The sequence below is a fragment of the Ochrobactrum quorumnocens genome (assembly GCF_002278035.1).
Classification (GTDB): domain Bacteria; phylum Pseudomonadota; class Alphaproteobacteria; order Rhizobiales; family Rhizobiaceae; genus Brucella; species Brucella quorumnocens.
In genome coordinates, this window is the sequence record NZ_CP022605.1 from 87,657 (window position 1) to 100,349 (window position 12,693).

Consider the following 12,693-nt stretch of genomic DNA (forward strand, 5'->3'; position numbering starts at 1 on the left):
CCTGACGCCAGAATGCCTGTCATGACCTCAACCACATGCAGCGCGAATTCATCGTTGCAGCGCTGGGGGCGACCTCAGATGATCGCCTGTGCCATGTCAGCAAGACCCGCAGATCGATAGTCAGCAACCATGCGGCCACTGTTTTCCGTGCGGTTTGGCGGTCCGAGTGGATGATCCCATGCAGGCAATCCAGCCGCTTCCTTTTGATTGGTAATCCGCACAATACCATCGAAGATGTTCGGCTCGGGTACATAAAGCGTAGCTTCCGTACCATAAAGTGCCATGTTGGACAGGTCGTGCTGCCAAACATCCCAGCTGGTAACTGGTATGCAAAAGGTATAGCAGGAATGACAACACTTCTTCCTGATGCATTGGTGTCCGTCAATTGGCCCGAAGATCTTGCCACTGTGTTTTTCTGGGGCGGATGCGAACATAACTCGTTTCGCACGATCCATCGTATTTTGCGCTATGAATTGAAACTTCCACGTGCCAATCAGGTGTTATATTCGCACTGGCACCGTTTGCTGAATGAAGAACAGATTGTAGAAGTTGGTGGTGAGGCTTATGTGCCGGAGGGAGCACACTTATTTTGTATCCATTCGCGCTTCGACGCGAATGGATACGTGGTTAGCTGAGCTAGGGAGGAGCTCTTACTTATGAGCAGAAACGACGATCTCAATAAGTGTGTCACCACCCAGATCAGCTACACCAACAGTCGCCCGGGTCGGTAGATCTTCAGGTCCAACCCACGCCTTCCAGACAGCATCCATTTGAGGCTTCAATTCGAGGTCTGTAACAAAAACGGTCGCAGTCAGCAGTTTGGCTTTATCGGTTCCGGCTTCAGCCAAATATTTGTCGATCTTCGTCAATATCTCCTGTGTCTGGCCCGCCATATCGAGATTTTCGTCATCACAGGTCGTACCGCCGACATAAACAATGCCGTTATGCTCGACCACACGGTGCATGATCGGCGTGCGGAGATGGCGTTCTGTCATTTTAAAGTCCTTTCATTGGTAGTCAGAGTTCAGCCGGATTTTCGCCAGTGACTGCGAAAATGGCGTCGGGGGTATGAGGAAGTGCGGCAATCTCACGAAGCGGCACAGGTTTCACCGGCATACGCAGTCGGTAAGTGCCTACTGCCTCAGGTGTACGATGCTGGGTATCGGCTAGGATTTCAGTAATGGTTGCTGCACACATGCGTCCCTGGCACGGCCCCATGCCGCAACGCAGCATGGTTTTGAGCTGATTTGGGCCGGCGACATTAAGAGCTGCAGCGTCGCGAATTTCACCAACTGTCACTTCCTCGCAGCGACAAACAATAGTTGCACGGTTAAGGGGTGCACGAAATGTCAGGCTTGGTTGATAAAGCGTGTCGATGAAACTCCGCCCGCGCGTAAGCTTCCGACGGCTACGCTTTGCTGCGGTTAGGGCGCTGCCAATTTCTGCACTTTTGTCAGTGAAAAGCTCGCGACAAACCGCAAGAGCTGCAATGCGCCCCGAAGTTTCCGCTACAAGTGCACCTCCGATACCACCGCCGTCACCTGCCACAAAAACCGTTTCCAGAGATGAACGACCATATTCATCGAGTTTTGGCTGGAAGCATTTCTGACGCTCGTTCCATACCAACTCACATCCGGTAGCATTGCTGAGATTGTTGTTGGGAATAACGCCCTGATGAAGAAAGATGCTGTCGATATCGACCTCTTGCGTCAAGCCTTTGGCTGTGAATCGCACGCCTGTTGCCTTATCGACACCCAATATTTCAATTGCTTCTACATTCGAATGAATGGACACGAAGCGCCGAACCTTGTTGAGCAGAGACAACCCCTTGAAAGCGTAAGAAGACAGCAGAAACGAGGGCAGATAAGGCATCGCCCTGGTCCAGTTTCTGCGTGGCGTGGTATCAAGAATGGCTGCAACGGTTCCACCGGCTTCCAATACTTGCGCGGCAAAAAGATACAGCAGCGGCCCCGTGCCTGCCAAAACCACTTTTGCGTCCGGCAGAAGCCCGGATGCTTTCAAAGCAATTTGCGCAGCACCAATTGTCATAACTCCAGGGAGCGTCCATCCGGGAACAGGCATCGGACGTTCAAGGGCACCGGTCGCGAAGATAACGCGCTTGACGCGCACGATACGACTTTGACCATTTTTGGAAACGCGTAGTTCCGCTGAATTCGTCTTGTCCTGGCGTTGTTGTTCGACACTCCAGACGAGCGCCTGTCCGACATAAGTGGTGTCACTTGCAAGAAAGGCAGTTAGAATGGCTTTGCCGCGCCAGTAATCCTTGCCCAGAAATGCACGCCTTGAAGGTGTGTTGTTTTCAATGGAGCGATAGATTTGGCCGCCGACCGCTGGGTTTTCGTCAAAAAGAATTGTTCGAGCGCCTCGAGCCGACGCTTCTGTTGCGGCTGCCATGCCCGCGGGTCCTGCACCCACGATGGCCACATCATAAAACGGATCTACATTGCTTATATCGTTGTTTTTTTTGATCACCATTATTAGAGGTCCCGGCCAGAGTTACGAGCGCCGGTCTGTGACGAGATACTCATGCCTTCACGGACCACAGTCATGCAGGCCTGTCGGTTTTCAACGCCATCAATCTGCACCAAACATTCGAAGCAGACACCCATCAAGCAGTAAGGTGCCCGTGGTTGATTACCCACAACGCTGTTACGCAGGGCGTTAATGCCTTGTGCCAGAAGTGCTGCAGCTACCGTCTGCCCTGCGCCGACGTCAAAAGACATTCCATCAAATGTGATAGCGACGGTATCGATCGTTTTTTCAGTTTGTCTGAACATGAAACCTCTCCGCTGAAAAAGCGTGGTCAGCCAGAGTTCTTTGTTGGGTGGCGATTTGGTCAGCAATAATCAAGGCATGATTTGCTGCAAGCGTCACGCCTGAGTGACACATGGCTATATATGCCCCCGGATACTTTTCCGATTGTTGGTAGATCGGTAAGCCATCCGGCGTCTTCACGCGAAATCCTGCCCAGCTTCGAATAACATTCACACTCCCAAGACAAGGGAAAGTTCGCATCGCGCGGTCAGCTAACACTGTGCTGATGTCCTGATTTGTCATGATACTGTCGGTGTGGTTTTCCTGACTATCGCCAATCATCACTCCACCTTCGTCGGCTTGGCGGAGCGTGGCCGACGTGTATGGAAAGAATGGTGCGCATTTTTCTGTAACGAGAATTTGGCCTTTGCTGCGGGTGGTTGGCGCATTAATGCCGACCATTTGTGCGAGCCTGCTATTGCCGGTTCCGGCGGCCAATACTACGCGTTGGGCAAACACTTGGCCCCAGACACCCTTGATGAGAAAACCGTTTGATTGGGGGATGATTTCAGTCACATCACAATGTGGTTCATAAATCGCACCCAGATTGATCATTCCGGTGTGAAGAGCCCGAAATAGGCGGAGAGAATTCACATCGCCATCTAACGGTGAATAGATGGAACCGACCACTGCGCGTCCGATAGCAGGTACCATCTGTGCGGTTTCGCTATGATTTAACAAGCTATGAGTTGCTGCCTCCGTGCCCAACTCGCGGGCTACCATCTCCGTGTCGGCTTTTGCATTTTCCAACTCGGTATCAGTAAGCGCAAATGTAAATGCACCACGCTGTCTCAGCACAACATCAATGCCCGATGTTTCTTTGAGTTCGGCTGCAAACTGGGGCCAGAGCTGCGCCGCTTGCATCGTCCATCGCGCGTAATGCGGCGCTCCAAGCCCTTTACCCTGAACCCAGATCAACGCGAAATTGGCGCGAGACGCGCGAAGTGAGAGATCTTCTCCATCAAGTAGCATCGGGCGTTGCCCTGAACGAGCCAAACCCCAAGCGAGCGCTGACCCGACAAGGCCAGCTCCTATAATGACAAGATCCTGATCGGGGAGTCTGCGCATGTTTTCAGTCCATATGCCTGCAGATCGGCACTTCCAGAACGGGAAGTGCCGGATTGTAAAACTATTCCTGAGGACTGACGTCGACCTTGAACCATTTCTCGGAAAGCTTTTTCACGGTTCCATCAGCGACTGTCGCGTGAATGGCTTCATCGAAGCGCGCTTTAAGTTTGGTATCTTCTTTGCGCAAGCCGACGCCAATCATACCAAACACTTTGCCAGAAAAGAGCGGGCCGGCGAGCTTCGCGCCCTTCATATCTTCCTTTTCAAGGGCTGCAGCGAGCACAGTCGCATTGGCAAGCACAGCATCAAGGCGACCACTGGTGAGATCGAAATTGTGTTCTTCAGTGGTCTTATACTCCCGCACCTCCACGTCTTTCGGAAAATACTGTTCCATGAATGCGGAAGCAGTCGTCGAGCCCTGTACGCCGACGGTCTTACCCTCGATTTTTTTGGCAATTTCTTCAAGCACTGGCTTTGCAGCTTCGGAATCAACCGAAAGCGGCTTGCCAGTATCGGGCAGATCATCAAGACCACTATCACCCATCACGGTGAAGGAATTGATTGCCGCAGCATAAGGAGCCGAGAACGCGATCACTTCTTCACGTTTTGGCGTGATGCTCATCGCGGCCATGATGGCATCATACTTACCCGCTGTGAGCGAAGGAATGATACCGTCCCAGTTCTGCGCCACAATTTCGCACTTGGTTTTCATGCGTTCACAGAGTTCCTTGACGAGATCGACTTCGAAGCCCTCGAGAACATTATTTGGGCCGGAGAAGTTCCACGGAGCATAAGCGCCTTCGGTTGCGATACGAATGGTATCTTCAGCATGTACCATTTGGATAGATGCGAGAAGACCTGCGGCACATAGGATGGGTTTGAATTTCATGTGTTCACCTCTTTTGATTTTGATGTTTGTTTTCAGTTTCGTTGTCGGGAAATAAACTGGCGGAACCGATCGCTTTTCGGGCTTGTGAAAACCTCGTCCGGGTTTCCGTCCTCCTCAATCAGCCCCTGGTGCAAAAACAGAATGCGGTTGGAGACATCACGGGCAAAGCCCATCTCATGAGTCACAACAAGCATGGTGCGGCCTTCCGCTGCCAGATCACGCATGACTTTAAGGACTTCAGCGACAAGCTCAGGATCAAGAGCTGACGTGGGCTCGTCGAAAAGCATGATCTTAGGCTTCATAGCAAGCGCGCGCGCAATAGCCGCGCGCTGCTGCTGGCCACCAGAAAGATGAGCTGGATAAAAATTTCGCTTCTCCGCGATCCCGACGCGTTCCAAGAGTGCCTCCGCTTCCAAAATACATTCGCGTCGATCGCGTTTTTGCACGTGGACTGGTGCTTCAATGAGGTTCTCTAGGATTGTGAGATGAGACCACAGATTGAACGACTGGAAAACCATCGTTGCTTGTGAGCGCAATTTCCGTAGCTGCTTCTGATCAGCTATGCGGGAAGACCCGCGATCCTGGCGGATCAATCGGTATGTTTCGCCGTGAATTGACACGTCGCCTGCTTCCGGGATTTCCAGCATGTTAATGCAACGAAGCAAGGTCGATTTGCCTGACCCCGAAGCGCCGAGAATGGAAATAACTTCGCCTTGATGAGCCTGAAAAGAGATGGAATGCAGAACCTTGTGTGCGCCATAACTTTTCTCAAGGCCACTAATTTCTACGGCCGGTACGGCGGAATTTTTGATCATGCTTTTTCTCCTGCCGCGAGTGACGAGTGCGGCTGACGTTGCGCGGCGGCAAGGTGGTATTCCATCAGCTTAAAAAGGCGGCTGACAATAAAATTGAGCAGGAGATAGATGGCGCCAGCTGCAATGAAGACTTCGACGGGCCGATAAGTGGACGATATGAGTTTTGCTGCAAGGCCCGTCACCTCCATCATGGTAATGGTTGACGCCAACGCGGTTGACTTGACCATCAGAATGATTTCGTTGGAGTAGGCAGGAAGCATTTGTCGCAAAGCTTGTGGCGCTAAAATACGCCTTATCAACGTGAAACCTTGCATTCCATAAGCCCTAGCTGCCTCGATCTGTCCGGCAGGAACCGATAGTACTCCACCCCGGATAATCTCGGCGCTGTAAGCCGCAGTGTTGAGTGCGAGCGCAAAAACTGCGCACCAATAAGGTTCGCGCAAAAATGGCCAGAGGAAGCTTCTGCGCAGTTCAGGGAATTGGCTAAGTCCATAATAGATGATGTAGAGCTGGACGAGGAGTGGTGTGCCCCGGAAAACAAAAATGTAGAAGCGCGCTATAAGGTCGGGCAATATCGAGCCCGAAAGTCGCATGGCTGCAAGCGCTGTCGCTAGAATTGCACCGATGAGAACAGATAGGCCGGTCAACTGCAGGGTGAAGGGTATTCCGCTGCAAAGGCTCAGAAAAGCGTTATATATGAACAGGAAGTCTATCATCTTCATACCGCCCGCTTGATGCCGCGCATCGCGCGCTTTTCAGCCTGCAGGAAGACATTCCCTGAGACAAAGCTGATCAGCAGATAGAAAACGGCAGCCGTTAGGAAAAAGATAAACGGCTGGCGGGTTGAACCAGCTCCGGTCTGAGCCTGCCGCATGAGTTCAATCAGTCCAACGACCGAAATAAGTGCGGACTCTTTGAGCACGAGTTGCCAGACGTTACCAACTCCCGGAATGGCAAAGCGGGCAGCCTGCGGGAGAATGATGCGCCGAAACATGAGATGCGAGGGCATGCCATAAGCTCGTGCAGCCTCAAGCTCACCTTTCGATAAAGCGAGAACGGCACCGCGATAAACTTCAGCCTGATACGCGCCCGAAACCACACCGATTGCAAGCGCTCCAATCAGGAAAACGGGCGCACTTACAAAGCCCGTTGCGCCAAACATAGTCGCAAGCTTGCTAAGTACAGCGCTGCTCCCAAAATAGAACAGATATATGACGAGGAGATCCGGGATGCCGCGCAGCAATGTCGTGTATCCATTCGAGACCCATCGCAGGAGCCGTAAAGACGAGAAGGATGCAGCGGCAGCCAGGCTACCAAACACGGCACCGATAGCAAAGCCACTCAATGCGACAGCAACAGTCACAAGCGTGGCCTTGAGCATGTCCTTGCCCCAGCCAGCTTCTGTGAATCCCATAAGATCAAGATAAGCGTTGACCGCACCCACCACACTGTTCCCTTCCGTGCTTTTGCTGAAACATTCAGCGCACAGCTTATTTTTCTTAAGATTTGACAGTCCGCTTCAATACAGTCAAATTCGAAAAATAGCATCGAGAATAACAAAATGTTATGAGGAACGATGAATCTACGACAGGTGGAAGCATTTCGAACCGTAATGATGACTGGAAAGATGACGGCGGCTGCAGAACTCATGGCGATTACCCAGCCAGCAGTCAGTCGGCTCATTCGGGATTTTGAATTTGCTACGAAACTCAAGCTATTCGACAGGCGAGGCAACCAACTTACGCCGACGCAGGAAGCCCTTACGTTGATGCAGGAAGTCGAACGTGCCTTCATTGGCCTCTCGCGCATCAAAGCATTTGCGGAGGAAGTACGTCGTCAAAATGCTGGTATGTTGCGCATCGCGGCGATGCCCGCGCTTGCGAATGGGATTATGCCCCGTTTCCTGGCGCATTTTTTGCGAGATCATCCAAATATCCATGCTTCTCTGAACGGCATTTCATCGTCGCAGGTCATTGAGGCCGTGGCTTCGGGCAGTGTCGATATCGGTTTTGCAGATGGCCCGCTTGATAGACCAGGTTTCATAATCGAAACCAGACCGGTTGCCGCCGTCGTCGCTATTCCAGAAGGGCACAGGCTAACAAATGTTGATCGTGTCACGCCATCAGATCTCGTCAATGAACGGATGATCACTCTGGAGCCCGGCACGCTTTTCGCGATGCGCGTTGAAGTGGCTTTAGCGGATATCGTGCGCTCGTCAACAATAGAAACGCGCCTTTCCCATACAGCTTTAACACTGGTTTCTGAAGGTGTTGGTATAGCTATTATTGATCCATCATCTGCTACCGAGTTCCGCGGCAGAGGTGTAATAATCAAACCATTTAGCGTCTTTCTCGATGCGGGTTTTCTTGCGATACAGCGTGGCAGTGGAACACCCAACGCGCTTGCGCGAGGCTACATTGAAGAATTCTGGGTCTACCATGCGGCTCTTTTAGAAAATCAGTCTAATCCTTCCACCAGAGAGTGAGAGGCAAGGTGTTTCCAGATGGTGACGAATAGGAGCGATCTTTCCGACCTTTCCGTTTTTTTGCTGATTGTAAGATATCGGAGTTTCCGAAAAGCTGCTGATCAGCTGAATTTGTCGGTGTCCGCATTAAGCCATAAAATGAAGGCGCTTGAAGCACGTCTTGGAGTGCGGTTGATTAATCGAACCAGCCGGAGTGTTGCTCCGACTGCAGCAGGCGCGGTACTGGCCGATAAAGTTGCCGCCGGTCTAGAAATTATTAACGGCGGTATCGAAGAACTGCAGGGACAATTCAGTGGCATTGCGGGAAGCGTGCGCATTAACGTGCTCAAGGACGCTGTTCCGCTGTTGCTTCAGTCGGTCTTGCCGGTTTTCCGCGAGCGTTATCCAAATATTGAGCTGGAAATTGCTGCCGATGACAACTTTCTCGATGTCACTGCAGAGGGTTTTGATGCCGGGCTCAGATATGCAGGCTCTATCCCCGAAGATATGATCGCGGTGGCAATCAGTGAACCATTGAACTGGGTGGCGGTAGCATCCTCCGCATACTTGACGCGTGCTGGTCATCCCAAACATCCGGCTGACTTGATGAACCACAACTGCATCAGAATAAGGACAGGACGCGGTCAGATTTTCCATTGGGAGTTTGATCGTGGGAATGAGAGCTTACAGATTGATGTTCCCGGCTCACTGATTTCTGGCTCAACAGATGTCTCTATGGCTGCTGCCCTGTCCGGTGCTGGTATTGCATATTGTTTGGAGAAACTCGCTGAACCTTATGTGAAAGCCGGACAGTTACAAATCATTCTTTCCGAATGGGCCTCTCTCGGTCCACCGCTGGCTTTCTATTATTCTAGCCGCCGCCAGTTGCCCTATGGTCTTCAGATGCTGATCAAAACAATTCGCGAATTACGCCCGATTGATCGTTGATTTGAGATCAATGATCCGTTGAGGTGATGGTGATTGATTCAACCATCATCACCCCGTACTTATGACCATGGAAGACGGGCAAGTAAGCCTAAATGAATTTCGTATGGAGACGACATGTATATTCCCAATGCAGACCGATATGAAGGTGTCGACTACCGCCGCACAGGTCGTTCGGGCCTGAAGCTGCCACCGATCTCTCTCGGTCTGTGGCAGAATTTCGGCGGTGCCGATGTGTTTGAAACCGGACGCGCCATCATTCGCCAGGCTTTTGATCGTGGTATCACGCATTTCGACCTCGCCAACAATTATGGCCCTCCATATGGATCGGCAGAAGAGAATTTCGGCAACGTTTTGAAAAAAGATTTCCGCGATCACCGCGACGAATTGGTTATTTCGACGAAAGCTGGTTGGGACATGTGGTCTGGGCCTTATGGGCGGGGTGGTTCGCGCAAGCATGTGTTGGCTTCTCTTGACCAGAGCCTTCAACGCATGGGGCTAGATTATGTTGATATTTTCTATTCGCATCGCCCGACCAACGATGTGCCCCTAGAAGAAACCGTTGGGGGCCTTGTCCAGATGGTTCGTCAGGGCAAAGCGCTTTACATCGGAGTTTCCTCTTACAATCCTGAGCGTACGCGTGAAACTGAAGCGCTCTTGCGTGCAGAGGGCATTCCGCTTCTGATCCATCAACCATCCTATTCGATGCTCAATCGTTGGATTGAGGAGGAACTTCTTGGAACGCTGGATGAGCTAGGCGCGGGTTGTATTGCATTCTCACCGTTGGCGCAGGGTCTTCTGACCTCGAAATATCTCGGTGGCGTACCAAAAGATGCACGTGTCGCCAAAGGCGGTTCGTTCAACGAGCGACTGCTCAGTGGAGATAACCTTGCTCGCGTTCGCGCGCTTGATGCGATTGCACAGAAGCGTGGTCAGTCATTGGCACAGATGGCGATTGCATGGGTCTTGCGTGATACTCGCGTGACTTCCGCACTCGTCGGCGCGCGCACAGTGGAGCAGCTTAATGACTCTCTCGATGCGCTCAAGAACTTGAGCTTCAGCAAAGAAGAACTCAACGAAATCGATACCCACGCTGGCGAAGGCAGTATCGACCTCTGGCGCAATGTGATGCAGCAGAACTAAAACGCGTGCCGCAAAGTGCGAAACGGCTTTAGAGCCAAAAATGCGTTTGAAATAATGATAAGAGCGCCGATCCAACTGAACGGTATCGGCGCTCTAATTTACTATCCTTTAATAGGATCGCTGAAGGTTTTTTAATTCTTAGTCCTTGCCGAGTTGGTGTAGATATCGGCGCGCGTTTGCGGGACCGCTGAAATGCCGCGTCTCCGCTTTGAGGCCAACGTCTGATTGATTTGAACGGTTCCTCGTTCAAATGCCAAAGCACATCCTGCTAGATAAAGCACCCAGAGGCGCGCTTTTGGATAACCAATTTCCTCAATGGCCTTGTCGAAATTTGAATAAAGTCGCTCACACCATAGCCGACATGTACGGCCATAGTGCTCGCGGAGGTTTTCGACGTCATGAACCTCAAAGCCGTGTCCCTCGAGATTTTCAACGGTCATGCCAAGATGGTCCAACTCCCCGCCTGGGAAAATATACTTCACCAACGCGAGATGTTCGGCGCTTTTGCGATTGAAGGCTTTCTTATTTTTCTTCATGCGGCGGGTGATGGCGTGATGCATGTAAAGGCCACCCGGACGCAGAAGCCGGTTCACGGCGGTGAAATAACCGTCGTAATTCTCTATACCAACGTGTTCGAACATTCCCACCGAGGATATCTTATCAAACTGGCCGTCTAGCTCAGTGTAAGATTTAATGTGGATTGTGATCTTATCTTCAAGACCTGCTGCTTTGATTCGCTCTCTCGCAAGCGCCGTCTGAGCTTCGGACAGGGAAACGCCCGTGCCGGTGACGCCGAAGTTTTGTGTAGCATAGATCAGCAGTGCTCCCCAACCACAGCCGATATCCAGGAGTTGATCTCCCGGTTGAAGACGGAGTTTTCGGCAAATCAGTTCCAGCTTGTCGTTCTGTGCCCGATCGATGTCATTTGCCCAATCTGTAAAATAACCACATGTGTAGACCATGCGCTCATCGAGAAACAGCTTATAGAATTCGTTCGATACATCGTAATGATGCGTAATCGCGTCTTTGTTCGATCCGCTGACAAAAGGGGCTTTGCCATCGACGGCGGCCCGTGCAGCAGACTTACCCGCGAACACCAGCGCCGGGAGATCCTTCAATAACTGCCATTTTGGCAGTTCTTTAAGCCTTTCCTTCAGTTTGCCGTCGATTTTTGAGTTTGCCAGATCGAAAATCGTGCCATTCTTAATATCGATGCGGCCTGAAACCCAGATATCGATCAATGAATCATAGTTGGGTTTGAGTATGAGTTGGCGAACTATCGTCGGATCGTTAATTACAAGTGAGGCACCATCGAAGTTTCCGATGCGCGTACCGTCCCAAAGTTCGATGTTGAATTGCGGGCGCAGTGTTTCAATAACCGTCCGTATGATACGTACTGACTTGGTTTCAGCAGTCATGCAACGCCTCTCGATGTTTCGCAGATAAACGCTCTTCAAACAAACTTAGCCCAATGCGCTTATCGAGTGAATGGCCTTAAAGTTCTACGACTTACTCTCAAGGTCTTGTATTCTCGTGTCGACCGCGAAAACGGAAAAAGAAACCAAGTTCGCCTCAATTTTTCGCGAGGTTAATCAGTTAAATTCTCGTGGGGTCTGAGTTCATCTGCGGTTGACCTTCAACACCCAGCATTGAGATCGGGGTTTGTACTATTTGTTGAATGAAATTTCGCGCCGATGGTGCGCTTTCTTCCGCCCGAAATAGAACGGCGATTTCAGATGTAATTGGCTTTCCGGCAATAGAACGGAATTCGATATTTGGAAGCCTGACAGCGTTTCTCACAGAACTAGGAATGACAGATACGCCCGTACCGAGCGAAACCTGTGTGAGAACAGAAAGAAGGCTGCCCGGCTTTGCTATGACATCTAATGGAAAGCGGCCCCGGCGGGCGACTTCGTAGGTGCCAAGCTCTTGTTCGGGCATTACGAATTTTAATCCGGCAAGTTCATGGGGGGATAACGGTGCACCTTGCTTTGCTTCGGGATGGCCAGAGCAAACGGCAAGACAGAATACGTCTCTGAGAAGTATGTGTGATCGAAGTGAGGAAGGGTAAATCATTGGCAGTCGCACAAAACCCAGATCGAGCTGTCCCTCTTCGATTAGTTTTGGCAATTCCTCCATAGGACATTCCCGCGCGCGGATATCGACGCCCGGCCAACGGCCAGTGAACCGAGAAATTTGCTCTTGCAGGACACCAGCATAGGCCGAAGATCCAACATAGCCGATTTCGATCCTTCCTATCTCGCCACGCCCCGCACGCCGTCCAGCGCTTTCTGCCTTCGCGTATTGGTCGAGGACGAGGCGGGCTTCATCGAGAAAAACCTTACCTGCTGATGTGAGTGTGACTGAGCGCTTGGTCCGGGTGAATAAACGCACAGAAAGAACGCGTTCGATTTCCTGGATCTGGACTGTCAGCGTCGGAGCGGCAATGTTCAAACGTTCGGAAGCGCGAGAAAAATGCAACTCTTCGGCGACGGTAATGAAGTAACGAAGGTGCCGAAGCTCCATTTTTAACT

Annotated in this window: 15 protein-coding genes; 4 read left to right on the forward strand and 11 right to left on the reverse strand. The window is 51.4% G+C overall.

Annotation, left to right across the window (positions count from 1 at the left end):
* Nucleotides 1-74 precede the first annotated feature (74 nt).
* The gene (locus CES85_RS22460) at nucleotides 75-284 is read right to left on the reverse strand and encodes a hypothetical protein (protein WP_095448083.1); all 210 of its coding nucleotides are present in this window, start codon (nucleotides 282-284) and stop codon (nucleotides 75-77) included.
* A 63-nt stretch (nucleotides 285-347) separates the two neighbouring features.
* On the opposite strand from CES85_RS22460, the gene CES85_RS22465 reads away from it, so the two are divergent.
* On the forward strand, nucleotides 348-635 hold the full coding sequence (locus CES85_RS22465) for an SIP domain-containing protein (RefSeq protein WP_095448084.1): 288 nt from the start codon (nucleotides 348-350) through the stop codon (nucleotides 633-635).
* A 15-nt stretch (nucleotides 636-650) separates the two neighbouring features.
* Here the strand turns inward: CES85_RS22465 and CES85_RS22470 are convergent, their stop codons facing one another.
* The 8 genes from CES85_RS22470 to CES85_RS22505 all read right to left on the reverse strand — a co-directional run bounded on the left by CES85_RS22470 (nucleotide 651) and on the right by CES85_RS22505 (nucleotide 7,021).
* Entirely contained in the window at nucleotides 651-995 is a 345-nt protein-coding gene (locus tag CES85_RS22470; RefSeq protein ID WP_095448085.1) for a RidA family protein, read from the reverse strand.
* 22 nt (nucleotides 996-1,017) lie between these two features.
* Nucleotides 1,018-2,496: an FAD/NAD(P)-dependent oxidoreductase gene (locus tag CES85_RS22475; RefSeq protein WP_095448086.1), complete on the reverse strand. Its 1,479-nt coding sequence runs from the start codon at nucleotides 2,494-2,496 to the stop codon at nucleotides 1,018-1,020.
* A gap of 2 nt (nucleotides 2,497-2,498) precedes the next feature.
* Nucleotides 2,499-2,798 carry a (2Fe-2S)-binding protein gene (locus CES85_RS22480; protein WP_095448087.1) on the reverse strand — a complete coding sequence of 100 codons (300 nt, stop codon included), beginning with the start codon at nucleotides 2,796-2,798 and terminating at the stop codon, nucleotides 2,499-2,501.
* Nucleotides 2,782-3,903, reverse strand: coding sequence for an NAD(P)/FAD-dependent oxidoreductase (locus CES85_RS22485; RefSeq protein WP_095448088.1), 1,122 nt, complete (start codon nucleotides 3,901-3,903; stop codon nucleotides 2,782-2,784). Before CES85_RS22485 ends, CES85_RS22480 begins: the two co-directional genes overlap by 17 nt.
* 61 nt (nucleotides 3,904-3,964) lie before the next feature.
* Nucleotides 3,965-4,792: a lysine/arginine/ornithine ABC transporter substrate-binding protein gene (locus tag CES85_RS22490; RefSeq protein WP_095448089.1), complete on the reverse strand. Its 828-nt coding sequence runs from the start codon at nucleotides 4,790-4,792 to the stop codon at nucleotides 3,965-3,967.
* Between the two features lie 32 nt (nucleotides 4,793-4,824).
* Nucleotides 4,825-5,607 (reverse strand): ABC transporter ATP-binding protein, encoded by a 783-nt coding sequence (locus tag CES85_RS22495; RefSeq protein ID WP_167388320.1) that lies wholly within the window; start codon nucleotides 5,605-5,607, stop codon nucleotides 4,825-4,827.
* Nucleotides 5,604-6,323: an ABC transporter permease gene (locus CES85_RS22500; RefSeq protein WP_404904416.1), complete on the reverse strand. Its 720-nt coding sequence runs from the start codon at nucleotides 6,321-6,323 to the stop codon at nucleotides 5,604-5,606. Before CES85_RS22500 ends, CES85_RS22495 begins: the two co-directional genes overlap by 4 nt.
* Before the next feature lie 2 nt (nucleotides 6,324-6,325).
* The gene (locus tag CES85_RS22505; protein ID WP_095448816.1) at nucleotides 6,326-7,021 is read right to left on the reverse strand and encodes an ABC transporter permease; all 696 of its coding nucleotides are present in this window, start codon (nucleotides 7,019-7,021) and stop codon (nucleotides 6,326-6,328) included.
* A gap of 162 nt (nucleotides 7,022-7,183) precedes the next feature.
* Between CES85_RS22505 and CES85_RS22510 the strand changes: the two genes are divergently transcribed.
* From CES85_RS22510 to mgrA, 3 genes are all read left to right on the forward strand, one after another.
* On the forward strand, nucleotides 7,184-8,092 hold the full coding sequence (locus CES85_RS22510) for a LysR substrate-binding domain-containing protein (RefSeq protein WP_095448091.1): 909 nt from the start codon (nucleotides 7,184-7,186) through the stop codon (nucleotides 8,090-8,092).
* An 18-nt stretch (nucleotides 8,093-8,110) separates the two neighbouring features.
* Nucleotides 8,111-9,019, forward strand: a complete 909-nt coding sequence (locus CES85_RS22515; protein ID WP_095448092.1) for a LysR family transcriptional regulator — start codon at nucleotides 8,111-8,113, stop codon at nucleotides 9,017-9,019.
* A 114-nt stretch (nucleotides 9,020-9,133) separates the two neighbouring features.
* Nucleotides 9,134-10,159 carry an L-glyceraldehyde 3-phosphate reductase gene (gene mgrA / locus CES85_RS22520; protein ID WP_095448093.1) on the forward strand — a complete coding sequence of 342 codons (1,026 nt, stop codon included), beginning with the start codon at nucleotides 9,134-9,136 and terminating at the stop codon, nucleotides 10,157-10,159.
* 131 nt (nucleotides 10,160-10,290) lie between these two features.
* Here mgrA and CES85_RS22525 read toward each other — a convergent pair whose 3' ends face one another.
* Together CES85_RS22525 and CES85_RS22530 are read right to left on the reverse strand one after the other, a co-directional pair.
* Nucleotides 10,291-11,577, reverse strand: coding sequence for an SAM-dependent methyltransferase (locus tag CES85_RS22525; protein ID WP_095448094.1), 1,287 nt, complete (start codon nucleotides 11,575-11,577; stop codon nucleotides 10,291-10,293).
* Between the two features lie 178 nt (nucleotides 11,578-11,755).
* Nucleotides 11,756-12,685 (reverse strand): LysR family transcriptional regulator, encoded by a 930-nt coding sequence (locus CES85_RS22530; RefSeq protein WP_095448095.1) that lies wholly within the window; start codon nucleotides 12,683-12,685, stop codon nucleotides 11,756-11,758.
* Nucleotides 12,686-12,693 lie beyond the last annotated feature (8 nt).